Source organism: Kitasatospora cathayae, assembly GCF_027627435.1.
Taxonomy (GTDB): domain Bacteria; phylum Actinomycetota; class Actinomycetes; order Streptomycetales; family Streptomycetaceae; genus Kitasatospora; species Kitasatospora cathayae.
Map to the genome: position 1 here is coordinate 5,851,743 of NZ_CP115450.1, position 26,086 is coordinate 5,877,828.

Here is a 26,086-nt window from a genome sequence, read left to right on the forward strand (position 1 = left end):
GACGAAACGGCCGCCGACCGGCTGAGCTTGGTCCCACATGATGACCGAACCCAACGGCCCGGCGCTCGACGCGCTCAACGGCCTCTCCGTCGGCGACGCCCTCGGCGCCCAGTTCTTCGTCCCGGAAACCGCCCGGGCCCACTTCGCCTCCCGCACCGAACCGCCCGGCCCCTGGCCGTGGACCGACGACACCGAGATGGCCTGCTCGGTGTACGCCGCCCAGCGCGAACGCGGCAGCATCGACACCTTCGACCTCACCCACGCCTTCGCCCGCCGCCACGACTTCGACCGCGGCTACGGCCCGGCCGCCAACCGGATGCTCCGGTTGATCCGCGAGGGCGGCGACGCCAAGGCGCTGGCCGCCGAACTCTTCGACGGCCAGGGCTCGTACGGCAACGGCGCCGCGATGCGGGTCGCTCCGCTGGGGGCGGTGTACGCGGATGACCCGTCCGCCGTGGTCCGGCCCGCCGCCGACACCGCCGTGATCACCCACATCCACCCGCAGGCGGTGGACGGGACGATCGCGGTCGCGGTGGCGGCCGCGTACGCGGTGCGGGCGCGGACCGAGCCGGTGACACCGAAGGCCTTCCTGGAGGCGGTGGTCGAGCTCACTCCGTACGGTGCCCTGCGCGGCGCGCTCACCGAAGCGGTCCGGCTGGTGGACGTGCCGGATCTGCGGACAACCGCCCGGGCGCTCGGTAACGGCAGCCGGACCTCTGCCGTCGACACCGTGCCGTACGCCCTGTGGTGCGCAGCCCGGAACCTGACCGATTACCGGTCGGCCGTCTGGGAGGCGATCGGCGCCGGTGGCGACATGGACACCGTGGCCGCGATCACCGGTGGGGTGGTCGCCGCCTGCACCGGCACGGTCGGCATCCCGGCGGCCTGGATGGCCGCCCGTGAACCGCTGCCCGGCTGGGCGTTCCCGGAGCCGGGCAGCGTTCGGGCGGCTCCCGCGGACGACTCGTACCTGAAGCCGCTGCGGCTGCCCCGCCCTTGCCCGGTGCCGGACCTCGTCTGGACCGAGGAACAGTGGCAACGGGTCAGGTCCGGGCGGATTCCCGGGGACATCGACGGGCGGTGGGCGTTCTACACCGCCGAGGGCGTCCTGTACCTGCACCGCAGCTGGACCGGCTTCGAGATCTGGCGCGTGCGGGTCGCCCCGGTCAAGGGAGGCGGCTGGCGGCCCGTGTCCGCGCTGGTCGAGGCGTACCCCGAGCACTACAAGGGCGACCACGAGGTCCCTGAAGGCCTCCTTCGCACGGTGGCCGGGGACTAGGCGTAGCCGTAGCCCCTCAGGCCGTGATCATCAGCTGCCCGGCGCCGCCGCCTTGTCTAAGACACTCCTGGTTGATCGCCGGATCCGGGGCGCTCGGCGAGGTGGCGGCGGCGATCCGCAGCTCGATGATGTCCCGGACGGCGGGCCACTCGGAGTCCAGGATCGAGTAGAACGCGGTCGAGCGCACCACCCCGTCCAGCCCGCGCGAGTGCGCCCGGCGGACGCCCTCGGAGGTCGCGCCGAGCCGCTCGATGGCGGCCCTCGAGCGCAGGTTGCGGGCGTCCGCGCGCAGCGAGATCCGTTGCACGCCCCAGGTCTCGAAGGCGTACCGGAGCATCAGCAGCTTCGCCTCGGTGTTGATGCCGGTGCCCTGGGCGCGCGGCGAGAGCCAGGTGTTGCCGATCTCGGCGGCGTCCGGGACGGCCGTCGCCGGATCGCCGAACGGCACGCCGGGCGCGGGCGGCCACACCAGCGGGCCCTGCCAGTAGTCGAGTTCCAGGAACCGGGTGGAGCCGACCACCCGGCCGTCGGCGACGTTCACCGTCGCGAACGGCAGCGACCGGCCCGCGGCCTGGTCGGCGAGGGCCCGCGCGACGTAGTCGCGAGCCGCTTCCAGGCCGTGCGGGACGGGGGTGAAGGCGTAGGTCGTACGGTCCTCGGAGCCGGCCGCGGCGATGGCCTCGACGTGATGGGCGGCGAGGGGCTCCAACCGAACGGTGCGGCCGGTGAGGAAGACAGGTGCTGGCACGGAACCTTGGTCCTTCATCGGTCGTAGGGCGCGGTCCGCGCCGGGGTGCGGCGCGGGCTGCGGTGGACTGGTTTCGCCCCGTCCCGGTTTCCGCCTCCGGGTACCCGTGCGCGCCGGAGGATTCCGGTCGGGCGGGGCGGGGGCGGCGGCCCGGAACGGGCGGCGCGTGGTGCCGGAACGGACACGGGTCCTCGGACCGGTCCGGCGGGAAGAGCGAGGGGACAGTGTGCGTCCGCGAAATGGCCGAGAAGGAAACGAGTGCGCGAAGGGAAGCAGGCGGCCAGGTGAAGGCAAGATGCGTCGTGGGTGTCTACCAGGGTACCGATCCGGGTCGTGGTCGACGGCGTTACGGACGACGTGACGACGACGCGACGATGCGAGGCAGCGAGAGGACGATACCCGCCAGAACGCGGTGCGTCACTTCGCGGCACGCGAATGTCGGCGCGGGCTGCCACCGCGCGTCCCGGATCGGGCCGTTGAACACCCGTGACCAGGGGTTTCTCCTTCGGGTGCGATCATGGTCCGGAGCGGTCGGCGGCGGCCTCGGCCGCGTCGTCGGGCGGGTCGCCCGCCGAGTGGTGGGCCGGAACGGGAATTCCGGCGCGGCCCGGCACGCTGGAGAGGACGAGAAGCCGGTCGGATCGGGACGAGCAGAGAACGGGGTTGGGTGCGCGGTGCGAGACTTCCAGGCGCTGTACGAGCTGGATGAGCGGGGCGTGGCCGCAGTGGCCGAGGCCAACGCGGAGCTGCGTGACACCGGCGCCGGCCTGGTGCTGCTCCACCAGTTCGAGGGCTTCATGGACGCCGGCGAGGCCGGCGGCCAGGTGGTGGCCCACCTGCTGGAGACGGGTTCGCCCCAGGTGGTGGCCCGCTTCGACCACGACCGGCTGGTCGACTACCGGGCCCGCCGCCCCGCGATGGTCTTCGACCACGACCGCTGGACGTCCTACGACCCGCCGGAGATCCTGCTCCAGCTGGTCCGCGACGCCGCCGGAGCCCCGTTCCTGCTGCTCACCGGCCCGGAGCCGGACGTCGAGTGGGAGCGTTTCGCCCGCGCCGTCCGCGAGCTGGTCGAGCGCTTCGAGGTCCGGCTCAGCCTGGACTTCCACGGCATCCCGATGGGCGTGCCGCACACCCGCCCGGTCGGCCTGACGCCGCACGGCAACCGGCTCGACCTCGCGCCGGGCTACCCGCAGTGGTTCGAGCAGGCGCAGGTCCCCGGCAGTGCCCAGGCGCTGCTGGAGTACCGGCTGGCCGAGGCCGGGCACGACGTGCTGGGCTTCGCCGTGCACGTCCCCCACTACGTGGCCCGTTCGGCCTACCCGGCCGCCGCCGTGCTGATCCTGGAGGCGGTGCAGTCCGCCACCGGGCTGGTGCTGCCCGGCACCCGGCTGCGCGAGCGGGTCGGCGAGGTGTACGCCGACATCGAGGAGCAGCTGGCGCAGGGGGACGGCGAGTTGCGCTCGGCGATCCGCGGCATGGAGGGCCAGTACGACGCGGTGGCGGGCGTCGAGGGCCGGCAGAGCCTGCTGGCCGAGCCGGTCGACCTGCCCTCGGCGGACGAGCTGGGGCGCCGCTTCGAGGAGTTCCTGGCCGAGCACGAGCGCGGCGCGGAGTGACCAGCGCCGGGTAGCGGCGCGAGGCCGGCCGCGCGGTCCGGGAGTCATCGGCGCCGCCCGTACGTTGGACACCGCGGCGCCCGGGGGACGGGCCGCCGTAGGGAGCTGCCCGTGATCCGCACCCCCGGGGGGATGCCATGCCGAGGACCACACGCCCGACCGTCGTCGCGACGGCCGGGCTCGCCGCGCTGCTGCTGGCCGGGACGGCCGGACTGACCGGATGCAGCGGCGGCGGTTCGGACGGTCCGGACCGGGGCTTCGCGGGCGCGCTGCCCGGCCGCGCCCCGACCGGTGCCACCCCGACCCCCACCCCGACGCCGACCCCCACCCCGCCGCCCAGCGGCCCGTACGTGGCGCTCGGCGACTCGTACACCGCCGGGCCGAAGATCGCCCCGCAGGTCGGCGAGCCGGGCGGCTGCGGCCGCTCCGGGGTCAACTACCCGTCCCTGGTGGCCAAGGCGCTCGCCCTGGCACCCGGGCAGTTCCGGGACGTCAGCTGCAGCGGAGCCCGCACCGGGGACCTGAAGGCCGTGCAGACCACCGACGACGGGTCCAACCCGGCCCAGCTGGACGCGCTGACCCCGGCCACCAGGCTGGTCACCCTGGGCATCGGCGGCAACGACGCGGGCTTCATGCAGGTCCTCACCGAGTGCGCCAAGGACACCCTGGTCGGCGCGGTGAAGGACCTGGTCGGCGGGGACCGCGCGGCCGCGCCCTGCCGCGAGCGCTACGCCTCCGGCGGCGCCGACCAGCTCCAGGCCCGGGTGGACGCGGCCGGCGGGAAGGTCGCCGACGTCCTCCAGGAGATCAGGCGCCGCTCCCCGCAGGCCCGGGTGTACGTGGTCGGCTACCCGGCGCTGTTCCCGGCCGAACCGGCGAACTGCGGGCCGGTGCTGGGCACCACGATCGCGACGGCCGACCTCGGCTTCCTCGCCGAGAAGGAGCGGCAGCTCAACGGGATGCTCAAGCAGCGCGCGGAGGCCGCCGGGGCGGTGTTCGTGGACACCGCAGGGCCCTCGACCGGGCACGACATGTGCGCGGGGGAGGACGCCCGCTGGATCGAGCCGCCCTTCCCGGCCCACGGGCTCACCCCGGTCCACCCCAACGCCAAGGGGGAGGAGGCGGTGGCCGCCGTCGTGCTGAAGGCCGTCCGGGGCTGACCCGGGCCTGTCCGGCGGCTCCGAAACGGGGCCGTCCGGGTACGAGCGGTTCGCGGGGGCGGAAACCGGCGCGCCTCCCACGGTTCACGCTCCGGTCCGCACCCCTTCGCGCGCGGCACACCCCGCGTGTCGGGGGCGCGGCGTACCGTGAGTGTCATATGGATGACACCACGCACCGCCTCGCCGCCCCGATCCCGTACGACCACGCCGCCGAGGCCCGCTGGGTCCCCGAACCGGACAAGCGCCCCGGCCGCACCGCGTTCCAGCGCGACCGCGCCCGGGTGCTGCACTCCGCCGCGCTGCGCCGATTGGCCGGCACCACCCAGGTGGTCGCTCCGATGCGCAGCGACTTCCCGCGCACCAGGCTCACCCACTCGCTCGAATGCGCCCAGGTCGGGCGGGAATTGGGCGCCGCCCTGGGCTGCGACCCGGACCTGGTGGAGACCGGCTGCCTGGCCCACGACATCGGCCACCCGCCCTTCGGCCACACCGGCGAGGAGGCCCTCGACCAGGCCGCCGAGGCCTGCGGCGGCTTCGAGGGCAACGCCCAGTCGCTGCGCATCCTCACCCGGCTCGAACCCAAGCGCTTCGCGCCCCTGGAGGAGCAGCCCCCCGCCCGGCTCGCCCCCTGGCCCGGCCGCAGCGTCGGCCTCAACCTGACCCGGGCCGCCCTGGACGCCGCCACCAAGTACCCGTGGACCAAGGGCGCCCACCCCACCGACCCGGCCTCGCCCAAGTACGGCGTCTACGCCGACGACCTGCCGGTGTTCCGCTGGCTGCGGGCCGGCTCCCCGGCCGGTCGCAAGTGCTTCGAGGCCACCGTCATGGACTGGTCCGACGACGTGGCCTACTCCACCCACGACGTCGAGGACGGCTTCCAGGCCGGCCACATCGACCCCGCCGCGCTGCGCGCCCCCGGCGAGCGCGCCGACCTGTTCAAGGTCGCCGAGCGCTACGCGCCGGACGCCGAACCGGAGGAACTGGCCGCAGCACTGGACCGGCTGCTCGCCCAGGACTGGTGGCCGCGCGGCTACGACGGCACGGCGCGCGCCCGGGCCGGGCTCAAGGACTTCACCAGCCAGCTGATCGGCCGCTTCTGCCTCGCCGCCGAACAGGCCACCCGGGCCCGCTACGGCCCCGGCCGGCTGACCCGCTACGCCGCGGAGCTGGTGGTGCCGAGGGACGTCCGGCTGGAGTGCGCGGTGCTCAAGGCGGTCGCCGTCCGCTTCGTGATGATGCGCGACGAGCAGGCCCAGCTGCGGGCCCGCCAGCGGATCGTGATCGCCGAGCTGGCGTACGTCCTGACCCAGCGCGCCCCCGAGGGGCTGGACCCGGTGTTCGCCGCGATGTACCACGAGGCCGAGGACGACCGCGCCGCCCTGCGCACGGTCATCGACCAGATCGCCACCCTCACGGACGCCTCGGCCCTGGCCCTGCACGCCAAACTGGTCGGCGCCGCCTGGGCGTAGCCGCCCGGAAGGGGGGAGACGGAAGTCACCCCCCGACCCCTTCCGGCTCCGCCCCGGCGCAGCCGGAACCCCCGGTCGCCCCAGTAGACTTCCGGGGTGGCCGGGCGGATCAGGGACGAAGACGTACAGGCGGTGCGCAGCGCACTGCCGATCGACGCGGTGGTCGGCGACTACGTACAGCTGACCAACGGTGGCGGCGGCGAGTACAAGGGCGTCTGCCCCTTCCACGACGAGAAGTCCGCCTCCTTCTACGTCAACCCCGCCAAGGGCGTCTTCCACTGCTTCGGCTGCCAGGAGAACGGCGACACCATCGCCTTCCTGATGAAGATCGAGCACTTCACCTTCGCCGAGGCCGTCGAGCGGATGGCCGCCCAGGCCGGCATCACCCTGCGCTACGAGGAGGGCGGCTACAGCCCCCGCCACCAGCAGGGCGAGCGCACCCGCCTGGTCGAGGCGCACAAGGTGGCCGCCGCCTGGTACCAGGAGCAGTTGGCCTCGCCGGAGGCGGAGATCGGTCGCCGCTTCCTGGCGGAGCGCGGCTTCGACGAGGAGGCCGCCAAGGCCTTCGGTGTCGGCTACGCCCCCGCCGGGTGGGAGCACCTGGTCCGGTTCCTGCGCGGCAAGGGCTTCACCGACAAGGAGATCCTGCAGGGCGGCCTGGCCTCGCAGGGCCAGCGCGGCGGCCTGATCGACCGTTTCCGGGGCCGGCTGGTCTGGCCGATCCGGGACATCGCGGGCGAGGTGGTCGGCTTCGGTGCCCGTCGGCTGCGCGAGGACGACAACGGCCCGAAGTACCTGAACACCCCCGAGACGCCGATCTACAAGAAGTCCCACGTGCTGTACGGCATCGACCTGGCGAAGAAGGAGATCGCCAGGTCGGGCCGCGCGGTGGTGGTCGAGGGCTACACCGACGTGATGGCCTGCCACCTGGCCGGGGTCACCTCGGCGGTGGCCACCTGTGGCACCGCCTTCGCCGAGGACCACATCAAGATCATCCGCCGGCTGCTGATGGACACCTCGCAGTACCGGGGCGAGACGGTCTTCACCTTCGACGGCGACGCGGCCGGCCAGAAGGCCGCCCTGCGTGCCTTCGAGGACGACCAGAAGTTCGCCGCCAAGACCTCCATCGCGGTCAGCCCGGGCGGCATGGACCCCTGCGAGCTGCGCCTGGCCCAGGGCGACGAAGCCGTCCGCCAGCTGATCGACAACCCGGTCCCGCTGTTCGAGTTCGCGCTGAACACGGCGGTGTCGAAGCACCGGGTCGAGACGCCCGAGGGGCAGGCCGCCGCCATGGAGGAGGCGGCCCTGATCGTCGCGAAGATCAAGGACCCGTCGATCCGGCACGGCTACGCGATCCGCCTGGCCGGCATGCTCGGTGTGAACCCCGGCGACGAGCAGTTCGTGGTGCGCCGGATCTCGCAGCTGGCCCGCTGGGAGCGGGAGAAGCAGCAGAACCCCCGCGGCAACGGCCAGCAGCGGCGCACCGAGCAGCCCGTCGCGGCGCCCCGCCCGGCCCGGCCCGCGTTCCGGCTCAACCCGCGCGACCCGGCCCAGTTCGTCGAGCGCGAGCTGCTCAAGCTGGCGCTGCAGCACCCGGACCTGGTCAGCCCGGCCTTCGACCACTACGGCGACGACGAGTTCCCGACCCCGCCGTACACCGCCGTCCGGCAGGCCATCGCCAAGGCCGGCGGCGCCGCGTACGGGGCGACCCTGCCCGACTTCACCAGCGCGGTGCGCGAGGCGGCCCCGGACGACCAGGTCCGCTCGCTGGTGACCGAGCTGACCGTCGAGCCGGTGCGCTCGCTGCGCAAGGCGGACGCGGTCTACGCGGGCGAGTTCCTGGTCAAGCTGCGCCTGCTGGCCGTCGACCGCCGGATCGCCGAGGTCCGCGGCTACCTCCAGCGGCTCGGGCACCGGGCCGACGCCGAGCAGCTGCACGCGGTGCAGACCGAGCTGTGGCAGCTCCAGCAGTACGGGCAGCAGCTCCGCAGCCGGGGCGCGGCGGCGCTGTGAGCCCCGGTAAGCGCTGAAAGTCCTGGAAGTCCTGCGCAGAAAGTCGGCGCACGAGTCTCGGCCACGGAGCGTGGCGTACCCCACACTGGAGGGCGTCCCACCTCCGTACAGCGCGGGTCCGCCAGAGTCGCGCCCGCCCCGAGGGGATGCCCGTGGACCGAGGCCCTGCCGCAGCGACCACCGCCACCAGACGAGCCGACCCGGCCGGACCGCCGCCCGGGGAACAGCAGACGGACCACGGCCGGGCCGGGGCCGCGCCCCCGGACGGCGCGCGGATCCCCGCCCAGGAGCTGCCGGAGGGCCACCCCGACAGCCCGGACCCGGAAGCCGAGTCGGATGCGCCGCCCGGGGAACCGGGACCCGAACCCGAACCCGAGGCCGAGGACGACGGGCCGCCCGAGTCACCGGAGTCGTCCGAGGGCGGCGGCCCGGCCGCCGACCTGCTGCGCCAGTACCTGCGCGAAATCGGCCGCATCCGACTCCTCACCGCCGCCGAGGAGGTCGAACTGGCCCGGCGGATCGAGGCCGGCCTGTTCGCCGAGGAGCGGCTGGACGGTGACCCGCCGCCGCCCGATCCGCTGGCCCGTGAGCTGGACACCCTGGTGGTCCTCGGCCGGATCGCCAAGCGTCGGCTGATCGAGGCCAACCTGCGCCTGGTGGTGTCCGTCGCCAAGCGCTACGTCGGCCGCGGCCTGACCCTGCTGGACCTGATCCAGGAGGGCAACCTGGGACTGATCCGGGCGGTGGAGAAGTTCGACTACGCCCGCGGCTACAAGTTCTCCACCTACGCGACCTGGTGGATCCGGCAGGCGATGAGCCGGGCGCTGGCCGACCAGGCCCGGACGATCCGGGTGCCGGTGCACGTGGTCGAGCTGATCAACCGGGTGGTCCGGGTGCAGCGCGCCCTGCTGCAGGAGCGCGGCCTCGAGCCGAGCCCGGCCGACATCGCCACCGCCCTGGAGCTCACCGAGGCGCGGGTGCGCGAACTGCTCAGGCTGGCCCAGGAGCCGATCTCGCTGCACACCCCGGTCGGCGAGGAGGACGACGTCGCGCTCGGCGACCTGATCGAGGACGCCGACGCCGCCTCGCCCGCCGAGTCCGCGACCTTCCTGCTGCTGCGCCAGCACCTGGACGCCGTGCTGGCCACCCTCGGCGAGCGGGAGCGCCAGGTCGTCCAGCTCCGCTACGGGCTGGACGACGGCCGCCCGCGCACACTGGAGGAGATCGGCGCGGTGTTCGGCGTGACGCGGGAGCGGATCCGCCAGATCGAGTCCAAGACGCTGGTCAAGCTCCGCGACCACGCCTACTCCGAGCAGCTGCGCGGCTACCTCGACTAGGCGCGACTCAAGTCCTGTCCGGCGGACCCTGGGGAGCGGACGGGCTGGGCGACGGCTGGTCGGTGGGCGGAGCCTGCGGCGCGGCCGAGTCGCTGGGCGTGGCGGCCGTCGCGGCCGGGCCGGACCCGGCGCCCGGGGGCGGGGAGGCGGGGCCGATCGGGATCGGGGTGGAGGCCACCACCGAGGCCAGGTCGGCGACGGTCGAGGTGCAGTCGTGTCCGGCGGGCTGGTAGCCGCAGACCTGGAAGCCGATCGACGGGCCGGCCGCGTTCAGCATCGCCGAGTAGTTGTCGTAGCCCCAGTGGATCAGCGCGGTCTCGCTGTCCCCGGTGCTGTCGGTGATCACCGCGTAGTCCTTGGGCTCGCCCTCGGTGATCGCCGCCCAGGCGGCCTGGCAGGTCCGGCTGTACCGGAGGTAGACGACCACCTTGCCGATGACCTGGGTCTGCAGGGTCCGGGCGTCCTTGCCGCAGCCGGTGGTCTTGGGGTCCTTGTGGGCGCAGCCGACCGCCTGGCAGGCGGGCTCGGACGGAGCGGGCTTGGCGGCGGTCGGCGCGGTCGCGGCCGGGCCGTCGGCCGCCGAGGCCCGGGAGTCGTGCCGGCTGACCCGCAGACCGACCAGCACCAGCAGCAGCGCCAGCACCACCGCGCCGGAGACCAGCGCCGCCGGGCGCCGCCACCACGCCACGGCGGGCTCGACCGGGACGGGCTCACAGGCGCCGTCGGTCGCCGACACCGGCTCCTCGGCAGCCGATCCGTCCACCGGCTCTTCCGCCGGTTCGTCGGTCGCCGCCCCGGTCTCCCCGGACGGCGCCTCGACCGGGGCGGGCTCCTCGGCGACGGGTTCCGTCGCCTGCCGCCACAGCCACCGCAGCGCCGCCGGGTCGCAGTCCACCGCCCCGACCAGCGCCTCCAGCGCCTGCTCGGTGATCACCCGCTTGCCGTTCAGCCAGCGCTCCCAGGAGGCCCGGCTGTAGTGGGTGCGGCCGGCCAGCTCGGACAGCGAGAGTCCGGCGGCGTCCTTGATCGTCCTGAGCTCCTCCGCCAGCAGTCGGGCGGGCGCGGACAGCTCCTCGGGCAGGTCCTTCCAGGCGGAAGCCATTGCGACCCTCCATGACTCGCGGGACGGGACGACGGTGGAGTGGGCGGGAGGGTGCGCGCCCGGTCCGGCCGTTCGGTGTCTCCCCTTCTCCAACCTCAGCGGCCTGGCGTCCCAAACCCCAGGTCATGGCGTTGAGACGGACGGAAGTGTCTCACAACCCCCCGGAACGTCGAACTGTCACGTGTTCGTCGTGCAGAGTTCTCCTCGCCGGTGCGTTCCGCCGCCCGGCCGCTTCGTTCGGGCCCCGGCCGGTCGGCCGGTGTCGGCCCGACACGGGTCCCGGACACCCCCACCGGGCGGGGCAGCCTCGCGGGGGGAGGCTGCCCCGACCGACCGGGACCACCCGGCGGGAGGGCGCTTCCCCTGCGCCCTCCCGCCGTGGCGTTTCCGAGCGGTTCCTCGTCCGAGCCGCGCTTCAGTGGTGGAAGCCCGCGCTGGCCGGCACCCCCAGCTCCTTGAGCGGGACGGGCTGGCGCCGCAGCTCCGGCAGCAGCCGGTGGAGGTCGGCCAGCAGCAGGTCGGCGAGGTCCCGGGAGAAGGCGTTGCGACAGACCACCCGGATCACCGACAGGTCCTCCCGGTTCGCCGGGAAGGTGTACGCGGGCACCTGCCAGCCGCGCTCGCGCAGCCGCCGCGAGACGTCGAACACGTCGAAGGTCACGTCCTCGGTGGTGGTGAAGGCGAACACCGGGAGCTGGTCGCCGCGGGTCAGCAGCCGGAAGCAGTCCAGCTTCCCGATCTCCCCGGCGAGGTAGGTGGCGACCTCCCGGCAGGCGCCCTGGACGGCCCGGAAGCCGGCCCGGCCGAGCCGCAGGAAGACGTAGTACTGCGCCGCGACCTGTGCGCCGGGCCGGGAGAAGTTGAGCGCGAAGGTCGGCATCTCGCCGCCCAGGTAGTTGACCCGGAAGACCAGTTCCTCGGGCAGCGCCTCCCGGTCCCGCCACAGCGCCCAGCCGACGCCGGGGTAGACCAGGCCGTACTTGTGGCCGGAGGTGTTGATCGACTGCACCCGGGGGAGCCGGAAGTCCCAGACCAGGTCCGGGTCGAGGAAGGGCGCCACCATGCCGCCGGAGGCGCCGTCCACGTGCACCGGGACGTCCAGGCCGGTGCGCTCCTGGAGCTCGTCCAGGGCCGCGCAGATCTCCGCGATCGGCTCGTACGACCCGTCGAAGGTCGAGCCGAGGACGCCGACCACGCCGATGGTGTTCTCGTCGCACAGCGCGGCCGCCTGCTCGGCGCCGAGGTGGAAGCGCTCGCCCTCCATCGGCGCGGTGCGGGCCTCGATCTCCCAGAAGTTGCAGAACTTGTCCCAGCACACCTGCACGTTGACGCCCATCACCAGGTTGGGCCGGGCCCCGGCCGCGTAGCGCTCGGGGTTGCGGCGCATCCAGCGGCGCTTGAGCGCCATGCCGGCCAGCATGCAGGCCTCGCTGGAGCCGGTGGTGGAGCAGCCGACCGCGGTGTCCGGGTCGGGGGCGTGCCAGAGGTCGGCGAGGATGGCCACGCAGCGCCGCTCCAGCTCGGCGGTCTGCGGGTACTCGTCCTTGTCGATCATGTTCTTGTCCAGGCACTCGGTCATCAGCCGGATGGCCTGCACCTCCATCGAGGTGGTGACGAAGGTCGCCAGGTTGAGCTTGGCGCTGCCGTCCAGCATCAGCTCGTCGTGGATCAGCTGGTACGCGGTGTCGGCGGCGACCGCGCCCTCGCCGAGCCGGTGCACCGGCGGGGCGAGCTCCATCGCGCCCAGCGGGTCGGTGATGCCGACGAACGGACTGACGCTCAGCCGGCGGTCGCTGCCGGTCCCCTTGTGCAGGGCCATGGGATGCTGCCGCCCTTCGCCTCGGTGGCCGTGTCCCGACCCACGCTGCCACCGGGCGTGGGGTGACGCATCTTCACCGACGGACACCGGCCGCTGCCGTCTCCGGCACACCGGCCGACCCTCCGCTACGCGGCGGCCGCCTCCGGGTGGATCTGGTCCCGGGCGGCGCGGTACTGCTGGCGCACCGCCGAACCGATCGCCAGGTCCTGCTCGCCCTCCGGCTCGACCGTCTCGGCGTCCGGCAGCTCCCACTGCGGCGGCTCGGCGGTGCCGGCCAGCGCCCAGGCGGCCTGCCGGGCGGCGCCGCGGGCGGCGTGGGCGCCGGGCGGCGGCACCACGACCGGGACGCCGAACAGCATCGGGGCGGCGTGCCGCACGGCGGGCAGCCGGCCGGCCGCGCCGAGCAGGAACACCCGCTTGATCTCGACGCCCTGGGCGCGCAGTACGTCCAGCGCGTCGGCGATGTTGCACAGCATGCCCTCGACGGCGGCCCGGGCCAGGTGTTGCGGGGTCATCGCCTCGACCCGCAGGCCGGTCAGGGTGCCGGCGGCGTGCGGCAGCGCGGGGGTGCGCTCGCCGTCCAGGTAGGGGAGCAGCACCAGGCCGTACGCGCCGGGGGAGGAGTGCAGGGCGAGGTCGCTCAGTCCCTCCAGGTCCACGCCGAGCATGGCGGCGGTGGAGCGCAGCACCTGGGCGGCGTTGAGGGTGGCGACCATCGGCAGGTGGCGGCCGCTCGCGTCGGCGAAGGAGGAGACCAGCCCGGTGGCGTCCACCACGGCCTGCTCGTGCACCGCGAAGATCGTCCCGGCGCTGCCGAGCGAGACCACCGCGTCGCCCGGGCCGAGGCCGAGGCCCAGGGCGGCGGCCATGTTGTCGCCGGTGCCGGCCGAGATCAGCAGGCCCTCGGGGGTGTGCCCGGCGGGTTCGGCGGGGCCGAGCACGTCCGGCAGCCTGAGCTCGTGGCCGAGCGCCAGCTCGACCAGGTCCTGCCGGTACTCGCCGGTGATCGGGGACCAGTAGCCGGTGCCGGAGGCGTCGCCGCGGTCGGTGGTGCGGCGCTTGGGGTGGCCGAGCAGCTGCCAGACCAGCCAGTCGTGCGGCAGCAGCACCTCGGCGACCCGGCGGGCGTTGGCCGGCTCGAACTCGGCCAGCCAGCGCAGCTTGGCGATGGTGTACGTCGGGCCGGGCACCGCGCCGATCGCGGCGGTCCAGGCGGCCGGTCCGCCGAGGGCCTCCAGCAGTTTGGCGGCGGCGCCGCTGGAGCGCGGGTCGTTCCAGAGCATCGCGGGCCGGACCAGCACCCCGCCCGCGTCCAGGCCGATCATGCCGTGCTGCTGCGCGCTGACGCCGATCGCCCGGACGCCCTCCAGCAGGCCGCCGGCCGCGGCGTCACCGAGCGAGTGCAGCCACACCTGCGGGTCGGCCTCGCCGGGGCGCAGGTCCTGGTCGTCGGGGACGGGGTGCGGAGCCTTGCCGGAGCGAAGGACGGCGCCGGTGTCGGTGTCGCACGCGACGATCCTGGTGCGGCTGGTCGAGCTGTCTATCCCCGCGACGATGGCCATGTCGAGATCATGCCTCAGCCCGGCCCGGTACGCGTCCGGGCCGGGTGAGCCGTTGCCGGTTCGGGACCCCTCGTCGGGGTCCGCTTGACCCCGGCGTCACCGCCCCGTCACGGGCGGAAGGTACCCCAGCCGTCGTCCTCGGCCCGGGACCGGCTGAAGTACGGGACCCGGTCGGTGACGGCGTTCGGCAGTCGGTCCCCGACCCGGTCGGCGACGGCGCCGACCGCCTTCCCGGCCACCGCGCCGGCCTGCTGCCGCGCCCGCTCGGCCGCCCCCTGGACCGCGGGGTTCTGGGCGATCTGCCGGGTGACCTTGGTGATCTGTTCGTAGCGCTGGCGCCCGGCCCGCGAGCCGAGGACGTAGCCGGCCGCGAAACCCACGGCCAACGACAGCTTCCACATGATCGGACCCACCCTCTCCTGGCGGCCTTCTGCCGCATTGCCCTACCCGTTGCTCGGGACGGCGAACCGTCCGCGCCCCCAGCATCCCCGGCTGGCGTCCGGGGCGCGCGCGGGGCACGCCGGACCGGTGGTCCGGGGCGGCCGGGGAAAGCGATTGGCGGACCACCCCCCCGAGTGCGCTAATGTATGTCCCGCAGCGAGCGCCGAGGAGCCCGGGGAACGGGAGCCGAGGCGGAAGCCGATCCCCCATAGCTCAATTGGCAGAGCAGCCGACTGTTAATCGGCAGGTTATTGGTTCGAGTCCAATTGGGGGAGCTCAGGAGAAGTGCCCTTCGGGGGTGTGACTCCTGTGCGTGGTACGGAAGTTGAGTACCGCGATCCCGCATAGCTCAATTGGCAGAGCAGCCGGCTGTTAACCGGCAGGTTATTGGTTCGAGTCCAATTGCGGGAGCTGCGCCGGGTCTGCCCGGTGACTGCTCAGAGCGAAGGCCCCTCGGACGACCGGGGGGCCTTCGTGTTGTCCGGGCCGGTGTCGTGTGCGTCACCCCGTCGCTCCGCAGGCCCCCGCCGCCGGCGTCCGCTGCCGGGAGCCGCCGGCGAGGCGGAGCTCAGGTGGTCGCCTTCCGGTAGAGGTCGGCGACCCGCTGGTCGAAGGCGACGCTGTACGAGGTGCCCGGGGTGTCCCCGCCCTCCTGGTAGCCGCCGATCACGCCGACCACCGTGCCGTCACCGGTGACCCACGGGCTGCCGCTGGTGCCGTCGGTGTAGCCGCCGCAGTCGAAGCGCTCCTGGGTGGCGCTCTGCGAGCTGGTGCGGACCGAGCAGGTGATCGGCTCGTCGCTCTCGTTGGGGTAGCCGGTCACCGAGACCGCCAGCCCGACGCCCCGGCCGGTGCCCAGTGGGTTGCCGCCGACCGCGTCCTCGACCTGCCGGCCGTCGGTCGGGCTGACCGTGACGAAGGCCACGTCGTAGTCGGGGTCGTCGTCCGAGGCCCAGTGCGGGTCGACGGTGATCGACTGCACCTGCCAACTCCCGTACGGAGAGTACCCGTTGCGGTAGCCGGGGGTGAACACCAGGCCGTCCAGCAGGCCGACCCGCTGGTTCTGCACGCAGTGCGCGGCGGTGACCAGCAGGTTGCGCCCGGGGCTGTGCACCACGCTCGCCGTACAGGCCCGGGAGCCCTGCGCGCTGTGGATGGACAGGGTGCCGATCCGGTCGCGGGCCGGGCTCTGCTGGGCGACCTCGGCGTTCGGCGGGTGGTCCGAACCGCCGCCGCACGCGGTGCCGGCGGTCAGCAGCAGGGCGGCCAGCGCGGTCGCTCCGGCCGCACGCGGGGGCGGCACCGGGCGGGGGGCCATCGGCGCTCCGTCTCGTTCCTCGGGGCGGGCATCCGGGCCGTGCGTTCCGCCGTTCGTGAGGAAGATCTACCAGGCCGTGCCCGGCAGCGCCACTGCCGGGTGTTCGATCGGGCTCCGTCAGCCGGTGGCCCGGTCGTAGAGGGCCTGGACCCGGTCGCCGAAGTAGCTGCTGTACGAGGTGTTCGGGCTGTAGCCGCCCTCCTGGTAGCCGCCGATCACGCCCACCACGGTGCCGGTCCTGGTGGCCGGGTCGAAGTCGGTGACCCACGGGCTGCCGCTGGTGCCGCCGGTGTAGTCGGGGCAGTCGATCCGCAGCTGGGTGGCGCTCTGCTCGGAGGTGGTGTTGGCGCAGGTGATCGGGACGTCGCTGCTGCCCGGGTAGCCGGTGACCCGCACCGGGAGCTGGTAACCGCGGTTGACGCCCAGCTTGTTGGCGCCGAGCACCTGTTGCACCTGCTGGCCGTTCTGGGCCTGGACGACGGCGAAGGCGACGTCCGCGTCCGGGTCGGCGTGGTCCTTCCAGCCGTCGTCCACGGTGACCGCCAGCAGCGGCCAGACGCCGCTCGGGGTGTCGCCGTTGCGGTAGCCGGGGACGAAGACCAGGTCGCTGCGCCGGCCGATCTTCGGGTCCCAGACGCAGTGCGCGGCGGTGACGATGAGGTTGAGCCCGGCGCTGTCCACCACACTGGCGGTGCAGAAGTGGTCGCCGTCCGCGTTGCGCGTGAACACCGCGCCGACCAGGCCGTTGAGCACGGTGGGCTTGGCGGTGCGGGTGACCCCGGTTTGCCGGCTCAGCGCCCTCTTGAAGCGCTGCTTGCTCCAGCCGTGGCTGTTCGCGGTGGTGGTCGGCGGTGCCGAGGTGACCGTCGGGGCGACGCTGCCGGGCCGCGCCGCGGTCGTGCAGCCCGCCGCCGCGAGCGCCAGCGCGAGTACCCCGGCCGCCGCTCCCGTCCCACGCATCGTCATCAGCCCAGGCTGCCCTGTCGGGCCCCTCGACCGCCACCCGGGCTCCACCGCCCGGAGGGGCGCACAGCCTCGCGCACTCAGCTGCGCCCCCGGCGCGCACCACGGGTGATCGACCGGCTATGCTGCCCGGGACGGCCTCGCGGGGCCGTCTGCTGCTGCCGTGGCCGTGAACCGGCGCGCGCGGCGGAACCGGGGCGGTAGCTCAGCCGGTTAGAGCAGGGGACTCATAATCCCTTGGTCGTGGGTTCGAGTCCCACCCGCCCCACCTCTGCGACGCGTGACGAGTGTCGTACGACAGTCCACGGACGGCTCCTGAGCTGGAGTTTCACCGCCCGTGACGACGGAAGTCTAGAGCCCGGCCCACTTCTCCCGGCCCGTGGCGCGCCGGAATTCACCCGCCCGGTGGCATCCGGCTCCGATGGCCTTCGGTGGCCGCCTTTCGCCCCCCGGGGACCCCCTGTGAACCGATCGCGTGCCGGCCCCTGGCGTCTTGCGCGGAAAAAGTGATATCACTTTGACAGCTCAAGCAGACACTCGCACTGGGGGGACGGTCCCATGACCACACCGCGTTTCGCCGTCGAGGACGGCCCTGTCATCGAACTGCCGGCTCCGAAGATCACCGAACGGGTCATCGTCGGCGCCGCCGGGCTGCCGGTGCTCGGTGGGGCGCTGCTCGGCGTGCTCGTCGGGTTCGGGGTGCTGATCGCCGGAGGGGTCCAGATCAGCGGCGGCAGCAAGGGGTTGGGGGTCCCGCTGGTGGTCCTCGGGCCGCTGGTGGTGCTCGGCTCGCTGCTGCTGTTGTGCGGGCTGACGGTCGTCTCGCCCGGTGAGGCCCGGGTGGTCCAGCTGCTCGGGCGCTACCGCGGCACCATCCGGGCCGCGGGCCTGACCTGGGTGAACCCGTTCACCAGCCGACGCCGGATCTCCACCCGGATCCGCAACCACGAGACTGACACCACCAAGGTCAACGACGCGGACGGCAACCCGATCGAGATGGCCGCCGTGGTGGTCTGGCAGGTCGAGGACACCGCGATGGCGGTGTTCGAGGTGGACGACTACGTCGACTTCGTCGCCATCCAGACCGAGACGGCCGTGCGGCACATCGCCACCAGCTACCCGTACGACGCCCACCACGAGGGGCAGTTGTCGCTGCGCGACGGCGCGGACGAGGTCGCCCGCAAGCTCTCCGCCGAGATCGCCGCCCGGGTGGCCTCGGCCGGTGTGCGGGTCATCGAGTCCCGGATCACCCGGCTCGCCTACGCGCCCGAGGTCGCCCAGGTGATGCTCCAGCGGCAGCAGGCCGGGGCCGTGGTGGCCGCCCGGCGGCTGATCGTCGAGGGGGCCGTCGGTATGGTCGAGGAGGCGCTGGACCGGCTCGCCGAGCGGGACGTGGTGGAGTTGGACGAGGAGCGCAAGGCCGCCATGGTGAGCAACCTCCTGGTGGTGCTGTGCGGCGACCGGGGCACCCAGCCCGTCGTGAACACGGGCTCCCTCTACCAGTAAGGGCGTGGCGTTGGCGACGGAACGGAAGAAGCTCCTGCTGCGACTGGACCCTTCAGTTCACGACGCGCTGGCCAGGTGGGCGGCGGACGAGCTGCGCAGCACCAACGCCCAGATCGAGTTCGTGCTCCGCCGCGCCCTCACCGACGCCGGCCGGATGCCCAGTGGTGCGGCCGGGCTTCCCCGGCGCGGCCGACCGCCCAAGGAGAGCCCGGAGAGCGGCGGTTCCGACGAGGACTGACCGCGGCGAACCGGGCGCCACGGATCTTTCGGAGAGACCGAGATGGACCTGCCCGTCAATCTGCCCGAGAAGCTCTACCTGCTCGCCTACGACCCGCAGCGCGGGCGGCTCACCCACACGAACAACCTCGACCTGGTCCTGCGGGCGGCGGCGCTCACCGAACTCCTCCGCCGCGGACTGATCCGCGACGACGGCCGGCACCCGGCCGCCGTCGGCGGCACGGCCGACGGCCTCGACCCGCTCTCCGCCGCGCTGCTGGAGCAGATCAGCCAAGGGCGGCGGCGCAGCTGGAAGAGCTGGATCGGACGCCAGCGGATGTCGGCGCGAGTGGTCCGCGACGGGCTCGCGGCCGCCGGCCGGATCCGGGTCGAGGAGCACCGGGTGCTCGGGCTCTTCCCGGTCGCGCGGGTCACCCTTCCGGAGCCCCGGGTGCGCAAGGCGCTGACCGAGAGCATCACATCGGCGCTGAGCGGTCCGCTCAGCCGGGTCGACCCGGCGGACGCGGCCCTGGTCGCGTTGGTCGACGCCGCCCGGCTGGGCTCGGTCCTGACGTGGCGCCAGCGCCGCGAGTTCCGCACCCGGATCGACAAGCTGGCACCCGCCGCCGGTCCCGTCCCGCGCGCCCTGCGGCGGGCCATCAACGCGCAGAGCGCGGACGGAGGGGCGGGCTGACACCCTCCCCGGCGCTCGGACCCCGGCCCGGTCGCCGAGCAGGCGGCCGGGCTCCGCGCTGTCGGCGGCCCGTAAGCTGGCCGGGTGCTCGAACCCGCCCTGCTGCCGACCCCGCTGGTGGACTGCACCGACGAGGTCTTCGCCCGGGCCGGGGTGGAGCTGCGGCTCAAGCGGGACGACCTGCTGCACCCGAGCGTCCCCGGCAACAAGTGGCGCAAGCTCGCGCCCAACCTGGCCGCCGCCGTCGAGCAGGGCCACACCCGGCTGCTGACCTTCGGCGGGGCCTACTCGACCCACCTGCGGGCGGTGGCGGCCGCCGCCGGGGCGCTCGGGCTGGAGAGTGTCGGGCTGGTGCGCGGCGAGGAACTGGCCGACCGGCCGCGCAACTGGTCGCTGCGGGCCGCCGAACGCTCCGGGATGCGGCTGGAGTTCCTCACCAGGGCCGCCTACCGGGAGGCCACCGGCCGGGTGCCGGGCGAGTACGGTCCGCAGGCCCTGCAGCGCCGCTGGGGCCCCTGCCTGGTGCTCCCGGAGGGCGGCTCCAACGCGCTGGCGGCGGTCGGCGCGGCCGCGGTCCCGGCCGAACTGGCCGACCTGGACGGGCGCGACGTGGTCTGCTGCCCGGTCGGCACCGGCGGCACCCTGGCCGGCATCGCGGCGGGTCTGCCGCCGGGCGCGCGGGCGCTCGGGGTGGCCGTGCTGCGCGGCGGCGAGGGCTACCTGGAGGCGGAGGTCGCCCGGCTGCACCGGGCCGGGTTCGGGCGCGAGTTCGACAACTGGCGGATCGACCACGCCCACCACGGCGGCGGCTACGGCAAGGTCCCGCCCGAACTGGCCGCCTTCGCGGGGGAGTTCGAGCGCCGCCACGGCATCCCGGTGGAGCGCCGGTACGTCGCCAAGCTGCTCGCCGCCCTGGCCGACCTGGCCGGGGCGGGCGCCTTCCCGCGCGGCACCCGCCTGACCGCCGTGGTCACCGGCCTACCGGACCCGGAGTGATCGATCAGGATCCGAAGGTCAGGTCGGCGCACGGGTCGGTGTCGGCGCCCCGGGTGTTCTCCGCTATGCCGGTCGGGATCCCGCTGGGCGTACCGCCGGTCGGCGTCGCCGAGGGCGAGGAGACCGAGTTCAGCTGGGTGCCGGCGGCCCGGTAGTCGGCGCCGAGGGTGACGGTGATCCCGCCCGAGCCCGGCTCCTCGACCGTGCGGGCGCCGGGGAAGAGCGCCGCGACCTGGTCGGCGGTGGTCTTCAGGGCCGGGGCGTAGGAGACCTCGGTGTGCTGCTTGCCGGGGTCGTTGGCGCCGAGTACGACGTTCTGGAAGCCGCGCCCCTTGAGCGTCTCGGCGCCGGAGCCGGCCAGTCCGGCGGTGCCGACGCCGTTGACCACGGTGATCGGGGCCGCGGCCTGGTCGGGGGTCAGCGGCGCGTTCGCGCTGGGGGTGGCACTGGGCGAGGCGGAGGCGGTGGCCGCGCCGGTGCCGGCGGTGCTCCGCCCGTCCAGGGTGCGGTCCTCCCGCAGCAGCTTCCACAGCTCGTCGGCGTCCGGCTGGACCAGCCGCACCCGGTCCCCGGCGAAGCGCCAGGGGGCGGTCACGAAGGTGACGTCGGAGAGCTTGACGTCCTCCACCGAGCGGGCGAAGTCCACCAGCTTCATCGCGGTGCCGAGTCCCTCGTCCACGGTGAGCGACTTGGTGGCGGCGTCGGCCAGCGGCAGCAGGGTGGGCAGCGAGAAGCCCTGGTCCTGGACCTTCTTGATCATCGAGGAGAGGAAGGCCTGCTGGCGCTTCATCCGGCCTATGTCGGAGTTGTCGCCGATGCCGTGGCGGGCCCGCAGGTAGTCCACCGCGGACTTCCCGGAGAGCTTCTGCAGCCCCTTCTTGAGCTGGATGCCGTACTCGTTGACGTCGTTGGGCACGCAGGCCTCCACGCCGCCGATGGCGTCGGTCATCGCGGCGGCGCCCTTGAAGTCGACCACGATGGTGTGGTCGACCCGCAGACCGGTGAGCGCCTCCACGGTGTTCTGGGTGCAGGCCGGGTTGCCCTTGGGGAGCTCGCCGAGGCTGAACGCGGAGTTGAACATCTGGTCGTTGCGGGGCTTGCTCCAGGTGCCGTCCGCCAGCTTGCAGGACGGGATGGTGACCAGGGTGTCGCGGGGGATCGAGACGCCGACGGCGTGCTTGTGGTCGGCGTAGATGTGCACCAGGATCGCGGTGTCCGAGTTGCCGACGCCCTCGTCGCCGCCGCCCAGCGCGTTGTTGCCGTCGTCCCTGGTGTCCGAGCCCAGCAGCAGCACGTTGACCGGCACCTGGGCGCCGGGGGTGACCGGGACGGGGGCGGGCGGGCGCTCGGTGGCGACGCCGCCCGCGTCGAAGGTGGTGATGTTGTTGTCCAGCCGGTGGTAGAACCAGGCTCCGGCTCCCACGACCGACAGCACCAGAACGGCGGCCAGGCCGATGGCGGTCCGCAGGTAGCGGCGCCGGCGCGTGCTGCTGCTCATCCTCCGTGCCCCCCGTCTTCAGGTCTCTCGCGTTCGACGTTCGAACGTTAGACGTTCCGGAAGGCTGTTCGGTTACCCCCGGGCGGGAGGGGAATCGACCCGCGCCGCTGTGATGTTGGTCACGCACCCGGGCCGGAGGCGCCGGTGAGCATCCGCCGGAGCAGGTCCCGCAGCACCGTCCGTTCCTCCGGGCCGAGCGCGGCGAGCGGCTCGCGGGCGAAGTTGAGCGACTCGCGCAGCTCCTCGGAGGCGGCCGCGCCGGTCTCGGTGGCGGCGACCAGCTTGACCCGGCGGTCCTGCCGGTCGGCCTCCCGGGTCACGAAGCCGCGGGCCTCCAGCCGGTCGACGATGCCGGTGATGTTGGAGGGTTCGCAGCTGAGGGTCTGGGCGATGTGGCGCATGGGCAGCGGGCCGCGCCGCAGCAGGGCGAGCACCTTGGCCTGGGCGCCGGTGAGCGAGCGGGCGGCGGCGGCCTCCTCGTACTCGCGGTGGAAGAGTGCGACCAGGTTGGCCATCAGGTCGACGACCTCACGGGTGATCTCGTCGGACTGCGGCGTGGCGACCTCGCTCGGCTGAGTGTCCATGCCCCAGAGTCTACCTGAAAAGTTGACAACATGAACCTTTCATGCCCATCGTTACTTCAGTTCCTCAACCTTTCACCTGTGGAAACCCCCCTCCAAGGAGCACCACCATGGCAGAGCAGGCCGCCCCCGCCACCGCCCGTGAATGGCACCTCGCCGCCCGCCCCCAGGGCTGGCCGGTGCCCACCGACTTCGCCCTGGTCGAGGCCCCGGTCCGGACCCCGGGCCCGGGCGAGATCCTGGTCCGCAACACCCACCTCTCGGTGGACCCCTACATGCGCGGCCGGATGAACGACGTGAAGTCGTACGTTCCCCCGTTCCAGCTGGGCCAGGCCATGGACGGCGGCGCCGTCGGCTACGTGGTCGCCTCCGAGGCGGAGGGCTTCGCCCCGGGCGACGCCGTGCTGCACGGGCTCGGCTGGCGCGAGTACGCCACCCTGGACGCCAAGCACGCGGTCAAGGTCGACCCGGAGGCCGCCCCGCTCTCCGCCTACCTCGGCGTGCTCGGCATGCCCGGCCTGACCGCCTACGCCGGACTGCTCGCGGTCGGCGGCCTCAAGGAGGGCGACAAGGTCTTCGTCTCCGGCGCGGCCGGCGCGGTCGGTTCGCTGGTCGGCCAGATCGCCCGGCTCAAGGGCGCCTCGCTGGTGGTCGGTTCGGCCGGCTCGGCGGAGAAGGTCGCCAAGCTGGTCGACGAGTACGGCTTCGACGCCGCCTTCAACTACAAGGACGCCCCGGTCGCCGAGCAGCTCGCCAAGGCTGCCCCGGAGGGCATCGACCTCTACTTCGACAACGTCGGCGGCGACCACCTGGAGGCCGCGATCGGTGCCCTCGGCGTGCACGGCCGCGCGGTGCTCTGCGGCGCGATCGCCCAGTACAACGAGACCACCGCGCCCGCCGCCCCGCGGAACCTGGCGATGGCGATCGGCAAGCGGCTGCGCCTGGAGGGCATGCTGGTGCGCGACCACGCCGCCCTGCAGCCGCAGTTCGTCACGGAGGTGGCCGGCTGGCTGAAGTCCGGTGCCCTGCGCACCGAGGAGACCGTGGTGGACGGCTTCGAGAACGCCGCCGAGGCGTTCATCGACCTGCTGCGCGGCGTCAACACCGGCAAGATGGTCGTCCGCCTGGACGGCTGACCCTCCGTCAGGAGATCGGACCGCCCCGCCGCCCCCATCGGGCGCGCGGGGCGGTTCGCGTGCACGGCGCAGAGGGTCCGGCCGCACTACCGCATTCCGGCCGGATCCGAAAGTGCGTCATCCATCGTGCGGCGCCGCGCGGTACGGTGGTCCCGCCTGGCGATGGGGCCGTTCGGGGGAGAGATCCGGCCGAGGGGTAGACCACGTTGTGGATTCGACTAGCATTGAGCGAAAGCCTGTCCGTTTTGCTCAATTTAGTAGCTTAATGTCGGCTAACGTGAGTAACTGCGGATCAACTGCAGGCACGAGGCAGCTGGGGAAGGCGACCCTCGTCCACAGCCTGGAGGTCCCGGTGACGACACGTGGAGTTCTCTACATCCACTCCGCGCCCCGCGCGCTGTGCCCGCACGTCGAGTGGGCCGTCGCGGGGGTGCTCGGTGTGCGGGTGAGCCTGGACTGGATCCGCCAGCCGGCCGCACCCGGGCACTGGCGTGCCGAGCTCTCCTGGCAGGGGGAGCCCGGCACCGCCTCGAAGCTCGCCTCCGCGCTGCGCGGCTGGCAGCTCATGCGGTACGAGGTGACCAGCGAGCCCTGCGCCACGGCGGAGGGGGAGCGGTACAGCAGCACGCCCACGCTCGGCATCTTCCACGCCGTCACGGGCATCCACGGCGACATCCTGATCCCCGAGGACCGGCTGCGGGCCGTCCTGCTGCGGGCCCGCAGCGAGGGGGCCGACCTGGAGGCCGAGATCTCCCGGCTGCTGGGCAAGCCCTGGGACGACGAACTGGAGCCGTTCCGCTACGCGGGCGAGGGCGCCCCGGTGCGCTGGCTGCACCAGGTGGTCTGACCGGCCGAAGGCACGACGAAGGGGCCGGCGCTCACGGAGAGCGCCGGCCCCTTCGGTGTGGGCGTCAGCGGGTGCGGAAGGCCAGCACCACGTTGTGGCCGCCGAAGCCGAACGAGTTGTTCAGCGCGGCGATCCGGCCCTCGGGCAGCGGGGTGGCCTCGGTCACGATCTTCGCGTCCACCTCGTCGTCCAGCTCCTCGACGTTGATGGTCGGCGGGGCGATCCGGTGGTACAGCGCCTGCACGGTGGCGACGGTCTCGATGCCGCCGGCGCCGCCCAGCAGGTGACCGGTCATCGACTTGGTGGCCGAGACCAGGATGTGGTCGAGGTCCTCGCCCAGCTCCTTGCGCAGCGCCTTCAGCTCGGCGGTGTCGCCCTGCGGGGTCGAGGTGGCGTGCGCGTTGACGTGCACGATCTCGGCCTTGTCCAGCTCGTTGCGGTCGAACAGGTCGGCCAGCGCGCGGGCCACGCCGGCGCCGGTCGGCTCCGGCTGGGCGATGTGGTGGGCGTCCGAGGACAGTCCCTGGCCGATCGCCTCGCAGTAGATCCGGGCGCCCCGGGCCTCCGCGTGCTCCAGCGACTCCAGCACGACCACGCCGGCGCCCTCGCCCAGCACGAAGCCGTCGCGGGCCTTGTCGTACGGACGCGAGGCGCGCTCGGGGTCGTCGTTGTTCTTGGACATCGCCATCATGTTGGCGAACGCGGCGATCGGCAGCGGGTGGATCGCCGCCTCGGTGCCGCCGGCCACCACGACGTCGGCGCGGCCGCTGCGGATCATCTCGATCGCGTAGCCGATCGCCTCGGCGCCGGAGGCGCAGGCGGAGACCGGGGTGTGCACGCCGGCGCGGGCGCCGACCTCCAGACCGACGTTGGCCGCCGGGGAGTTGGGCATCAGCATCGGGACGGTGTGCGGCGAGACCTTGCGGGCGCCCTTGTCCTTCAGCACGTCGTACTGGTCGAGCAGGGTGGTCACGCCGCCGATGCCGGAGGCGATCACGGCGCCCAGGCGCTCGGGGGCGAGCTTGGAGGACTCGTCGGTGGCCGGGGTCTCGAAGCCGGCGTCGGACCAGGCCTCGCGGGCGGCGATCAGCGCGAACTGGGCGGAGCGGTCCAGCTTCCGGGCCAGCGGCCGGGGCAGGATCTCGCCCGGCTCGACCGCGGTGCGCGCGGCGATCCGGACCGGCAGGTCCTCGGCCCACTCCTCGGTCAGGGCCGCCACTCCGGAGCGCCCGGCGATCAGGTTCTCCCAGGTGGTGGCGGCGTCGCCGCCCAGCGGCGTGAAGGCGCCGATACCCGTGACGACCACGGTTCGGTTCTCAGCGGTCACTGGTTTCTCTTCTTTCACGTTCGTGCGGGGTCGGCGGCGAGCCGAAGAAGGGCCCGGCCGGGCGCCCGGTGGGGCGTCCCGGCCGGCGGGTCGGCCTGGCTCGGGAGCCGGGCCGACGGGTCAGCCGTCCGAGGCGTGGCTCACGCCGGACGGACTGGGCGACTCGAACGAGTCGATCGCTCAGGCGTTGGTGAGGATGTAGTTCACCGCGTCGCCGACGGTCTTCAGGTTCTTGACCTCGTCGTCCGGGATCTTGACGTCGAAGCGCTCCTCGGCGGCCACGACGACCTCGACCATGGACAGCGAGTCGACGTCCAGGTCGTCGGTGAAGGACTTGTCCTCCTGGACGTCCTCCGCCGGGATGCCGGCGATCTCGTTGACGATCTCGGCGAGACCTTCCAGGACCTCGTCCTTGGTAGCCATACTGGCTGCTCCTCTTCGGTGTTGAACGTGTC

23 protein-coding genes and 3 tRNA genes are annotated in these 26,086 nt (G+C 73.4%); 15 read left to right on the forward strand and 11 right to left on the reverse strand.

Features of this window, described 5'->3' with window-relative positions:
* Window positions 1-37 precede the first annotated feature (37 nt).
* Window positions 38-1,279 carry an ADP-ribosylglycohydrolase family protein gene (locus O1G21_RS26155; protein WP_270147070.1) on the forward strand — a complete coding sequence of 414 codons (1,242 nt, stop codon included), beginning with the start codon at window positions 38-40 and terminating at the stop codon, window positions 1,277-1,279.
* A gap of 16 nt (window positions 1,280-1,295) precedes the next feature.
* On the opposite strand, the gene O1G21_RS26160 is transcribed toward O1G21_RS26155, so the two are convergent.
* Window positions 1,296-2,027: a GNAT family N-acetyltransferase gene (locus tag O1G21_RS26160; RefSeq protein ID WP_270147071.1), complete on the reverse strand. Its 732-nt coding sequence runs from the start codon at window positions 2,025-2,027 to the stop codon at window positions 1,296-1,298.
* 674 nt (window positions 2,028-2,701) lie between these two features.
* On the opposite strand from O1G21_RS26160, the gene O1G21_RS26165 reads away from it, so the two are divergent.
* The 5 genes from O1G21_RS26165 (at window position 2,702) to O1G21_RS26185 (ending at window position 9,625) form a co-directional block, all read left to right on the forward strand.
* Window positions 2,702-3,646, forward strand: a complete 945-nt coding sequence (locus tag O1G21_RS26165; RefSeq protein WP_270147072.1) for a PAC2 family protein — start codon at window positions 2,702-2,704, stop codon at window positions 3,644-3,646.
* Window positions 3,647-3,783: 137 nt separating this feature from the next.
* Entirely contained in the window at window positions 3,784-4,806 is a 1,023-nt protein-coding gene (locus O1G21_RS26170) for an SGNH/GDSL hydrolase family protein (protein WP_270147073.1), read from the forward strand.
* 158 nt (window positions 4,807-4,964) lie between these two features.
* Window positions 4,965-6,275 carry a deoxyguanosinetriphosphate triphosphohydrolase gene (locus tag O1G21_RS26175; protein WP_270147074.1) on the forward strand — a complete coding sequence of 437 codons (1,311 nt, stop codon included), beginning with the start codon at window positions 4,965-4,967 and terminating at the stop codon, window positions 6,273-6,275.
* A gap of 96 nt (window positions 6,276-6,371) precedes the next feature.
* Window positions 6,372-8,288 (forward strand): DNA primase, encoded by a 1,917-nt coding sequence (dnaG, locus tag O1G21_RS26180; protein WP_270147075.1) that lies wholly within the window; start codon window positions 6,372-6,374, stop codon window positions 8,286-8,288.
* Between the two features lie 146 nt (window positions 8,289-8,434).
* The gene (locus tag O1G21_RS26185) at window positions 8,435-9,625 is read left to right on the forward strand and encodes an RNA polymerase sigma factor (RefSeq protein ID WP_405000708.1); all 1,191 of its coding nucleotides are present in this window, start codon (window positions 8,435-8,437) and stop codon (window positions 9,623-9,625) included.
* Between the two features lie 7 nt (window positions 9,626-9,632).
* Here the strand turns inward: O1G21_RS26185 and O1G21_RS26190 are convergent, their stop codons facing one another.
* The 4 genes from O1G21_RS26190 to O1G21_RS26205 form a co-directional block, all read right to left on the reverse strand.
* Window positions 9,633-10,727 (reverse strand): helix-turn-helix domain-containing protein, encoded by a 1,095-nt coding sequence (locus O1G21_RS26190; protein ID WP_270147076.1) that lies wholly within the window; start codon window positions 10,725-10,727, stop codon window positions 9,633-9,635.
* A 415-nt stretch (window positions 10,728-11,142) separates the two neighbouring features.
* Complete coding sequence (locus O1G21_RS26195; RefSeq protein ID WP_270147078.1) at window positions 11,143-12,546, reverse strand: glutamate decarboxylase; 1,404 nt, start codon at window positions 12,544-12,546, stop codon at window positions 11,143-11,145.
* Between the two features lie 125 nt (window positions 12,547-12,671).
* Window positions 12,672-14,108 carry an FGGY family carbohydrate kinase gene (locus O1G21_RS26200; protein ID WP_270147079.1) on the reverse strand — a complete coding sequence of 479 codons (1,437 nt, stop codon included), beginning with the start codon at window positions 14,106-14,108 and terminating at the stop codon, window positions 12,672-12,674.
* A gap of 107 nt (window positions 14,109-14,215) precedes the next feature.
* Window positions 14,216-14,512: a hypothetical protein gene (locus O1G21_RS26205; RefSeq protein WP_405000832.1), complete on the reverse strand. Its 297-nt coding sequence runs from the start codon at window positions 14,510-14,512 to the stop codon at window positions 14,216-14,218.
* A gap of 239 nt (window positions 14,513-14,751) precedes the next feature.
* On the opposite strand from O1G21_RS26205, the gene O1G21_RS26210 reads away from it, so the two are divergent.
* Both O1G21_RS26210 and O1G21_RS26215 read left to right on the forward strand, forming a co-directional pair.
* Window positions 14,752-14,824 (forward strand) — tRNA-Asn (locus tag O1G21_RS26210).
* Window positions 14,825-14,887: 63 nt separating this feature from the next.
* A tRNA-Asn gene (locus O1G21_RS26215) sits at window positions 14,888-14,960 on the forward strand.
* 157 nt (window positions 14,961-15,117) lie between these two features.
* Here the strand turns inward: O1G21_RS26215 and O1G21_RS26220 are convergent.
* Both O1G21_RS26220 and O1G21_RS26225 read right to left on the reverse strand, forming a co-directional pair.
* The gene (locus O1G21_RS26220) at window positions 15,118-15,867 is read right to left on the reverse strand and encodes a trypsin-like serine peptidase (protein ID WP_270147081.1); all 750 of its coding nucleotides are present in this window, start codon (window positions 15,865-15,867) and stop codon (window positions 15,118-15,120) included.
* A gap of 117 nt (window positions 15,868-15,984) precedes the next feature.
* Window positions 15,985-16,833, reverse strand: a complete 849-nt coding sequence (locus tag O1G21_RS26225; protein WP_270147082.1) for a trypsin-like serine peptidase — start codon at window positions 16,831-16,833, stop codon at window positions 15,985-15,987.
* 191 nt (window positions 16,834-17,024) lie between these two features.
* Here O1G21_RS26225 and O1G21_RS26230 point away from each other — a divergent pair.
* The 5 genes from O1G21_RS26230 (at window position 17,025) to O1G21_RS26250 (ending at window position 20,242) form a co-directional block, all read left to right on the forward strand.
* Window positions 17,025-17,098: transfer RNA gene (locus O1G21_RS26230), tRNA-Ile, on the forward strand.
* A 290-nt stretch (window positions 17,099-17,388) separates the two neighbouring features.
* Window positions 17,389-18,336 (forward strand): SPFH domain-containing protein, encoded by a 948-nt coding sequence (locus tag O1G21_RS26235; protein WP_270147083.1) that lies wholly within the window; start codon window positions 17,389-17,391, stop codon window positions 18,334-18,336.
* Window positions 18,337-18,340: 4 nt separating this feature from the next.
* Window positions 18,341-18,574: a hypothetical protein gene (locus O1G21_RS26240; RefSeq protein WP_270147084.1), complete on the forward strand. Its 234-nt coding sequence runs from the start codon at window positions 18,341-18,343 to the stop codon at window positions 18,572-18,574.
* A 42-nt stretch (window positions 18,575-18,616) separates the two neighbouring features.
* Window positions 18,617-19,246, forward strand: coding sequence for a GOLPH3/VPS74 family protein (locus O1G21_RS26245; RefSeq protein ID WP_270147085.1), 630 nt, complete (start codon window positions 18,617-18,619; stop codon window positions 19,244-19,246).
* A gap of 84 nt (window positions 19,247-19,330) precedes the next feature.
* Entirely contained in the window at window positions 19,331-20,242 is a 912-nt protein-coding gene (locus tag O1G21_RS26250) for a 1-aminocyclopropane-1-carboxylate deaminase/D-cysteine desulfhydrase (protein WP_270147086.1), read from the forward strand.
* Window positions 20,243-20,246: 4 nt separating this feature from the next.
* On the opposite strand, the gene O1G21_RS26255 is transcribed toward O1G21_RS26250, so the two are convergent.
* Together O1G21_RS26255 and O1G21_RS26260 are read right to left on the reverse strand one after the other, a co-directional pair.
* Window positions 20,247-21,740 carry an LCP family protein gene (locus tag O1G21_RS26255; protein ID WP_270147087.1) on the reverse strand — a complete coding sequence of 498 codons (1,494 nt, stop codon included), beginning with the start codon at window positions 21,738-21,740 and terminating at the stop codon, window positions 20,247-20,249.
* A 119-nt stretch (window positions 21,741-21,859) separates the two neighbouring features.
* Entirely contained in the window at window positions 21,860-22,324 is a 465-nt protein-coding gene (locus tag O1G21_RS26260; RefSeq protein ID WP_270147088.1) for a MarR family winged helix-turn-helix transcriptional regulator, read from the reverse strand.
* Between the two features lie 107 nt (window positions 22,325-22,431).
* Here O1G21_RS26260 and O1G21_RS26265 point away from each other — a divergent pair, with 107 nt between their 5' ends.
* Window positions 22,432-23,457 (forward strand): NADP-dependent oxidoreductase, encoded by a 1,026-nt coding sequence (locus O1G21_RS26265; RefSeq protein ID WP_270147089.1) that lies wholly within the window; start codon window positions 22,432-22,434, stop codon window positions 23,455-23,457.
* A gap of 352 nt (window positions 23,458-23,809) precedes the next feature.
* Window positions 23,810-24,304, forward strand: a complete 495-nt coding sequence (locus O1G21_RS26270; protein ID WP_270147090.1) for a DUF3145 domain-containing protein — start codon at window positions 23,810-23,812, stop codon at window positions 24,302-24,304.
* A 64-nt stretch (window positions 24,305-24,368) separates the two neighbouring features.
* Here the strand turns inward: O1G21_RS26270 and fabF are convergent, their stop codons facing one another.
* Both fabF and O1G21_RS26280 read right to left on the reverse strand, forming a co-directional pair.
* Window positions 24,369-25,631: a beta-ketoacyl-ACP synthase II gene (fabF, locus tag O1G21_RS26275; RefSeq protein WP_270147091.1), complete on the reverse strand. Its 1,263-nt coding sequence runs from the start codon at window positions 25,629-25,631 to the stop codon at window positions 24,369-24,371.
* 180 nt (window positions 25,632-25,811) lie between these two features.
* Window positions 25,812-26,054, reverse strand: a complete 243-nt coding sequence (locus O1G21_RS26280; protein ID WP_270147092.1) for an acyl carrier protein — start codon at window positions 26,052-26,054, stop codon at window positions 25,812-25,814.
* Window positions 26,055-26,086: the final 32 nt, after the last annotated feature.

Coding starts and splice junctions, on each gene's coding strand:
- O1G21_RS26155 (WP_270147070.1), top strand. CDS start 38: ATGATGACCGAACCCAACGGCCCGGCGCTCGACGCGCTCAACGGCCTC.
- O1G21_RS26170 (WP_270147073.1), top strand. CDS start 3,784: ATGCCGAGGACCACACGCCCGACCGTCGTCGCGACGGCCGGGCTCGCC.
- O1G21_RS26175 (WP_270147074.1), top strand. CDS start 4,965: ATGGATGACACCACGCACCGCCTCGCCGCCCCGATCCCGTACGACCAC.
- O1G21_RS26185 (WP_405000708.1), top strand. CDS start 8,435: ATGCCCGTGGACCGAGGCCCTGCCGCAGCGACCACCGCCACCAGACGA.
- O1G21_RS26190 (WP_270147076.1), bottom strand. CDS start 10,727: ATGGCTTCCGCCTGGAAGGACCTGCCCGAGGAGCTGTCCGCGCCCGCC.
- O1G21_RS26195 (WP_270147078.1), bottom strand. CDS start 12,546: ATGGCCCTGCACAAGGGGACCGGCAGCGACCGCCGGCTGAGCGTCAGT.
- O1G21_RS26200 (WP_270147079.1), bottom strand. CDS start 14,108: ATGGCCATCGTCGCGGGGATAGACAGCTCGACCAGCCGCACCAGGATC.
- O1G21_RS26220 (WP_270147081.1), bottom strand. CDS start 15,867: ATGGCCCCCCGCCCGGTGCCGCCCCCGCGTGCGGCCGGAGCGACCGCG.
- O1G21_RS26225 (WP_270147082.1), bottom strand. CDS start 16,833: ATGACGATGCGTGGGACGGGAGCGGCGGCCGGGGTACTCGCGCTGGCG.
- O1G21_RS26235 (WP_270147083.1), top strand. CDS start 17,389: ATGACCACACCGCGTTTCGCCGTCGAGGACGGCCCTGTCATCGAACTG.
- O1G21_RS26245 (WP_270147085.1), top strand. CDS start 18,617: ATGGACCTGCCCGTCAATCTGCCCGAGAAGCTCTACCTGCTCGCCTAC.
- O1G21_RS26255 (WP_270147087.1), bottom strand. CDS start 21,740: ATGAGCAGCAGCACGCGCCGGCGCCGCTACCTGCGGACCGCCATCGGC.
- O1G21_RS26260 (WP_270147088.1), bottom strand. CDS start 22,324: ATGGACACTCAGCCGAGCGAGGTCGCCACGCCGCAGTCCGACGAGATC.
- O1G21_RS26265 (WP_270147089.1), top strand. CDS start 22,432: ATGGCAGAGCAGGCCGCCCCCGCCACCGCCCGTGAATGGCACCTCGCC.
- O1G21_RS26280 (WP_270147092.1), bottom strand. CDS start 26,054: ATGGCTACCAAGGACGAGGTCCTGGAAGGTCTCGCCGAGATCGTCAAC.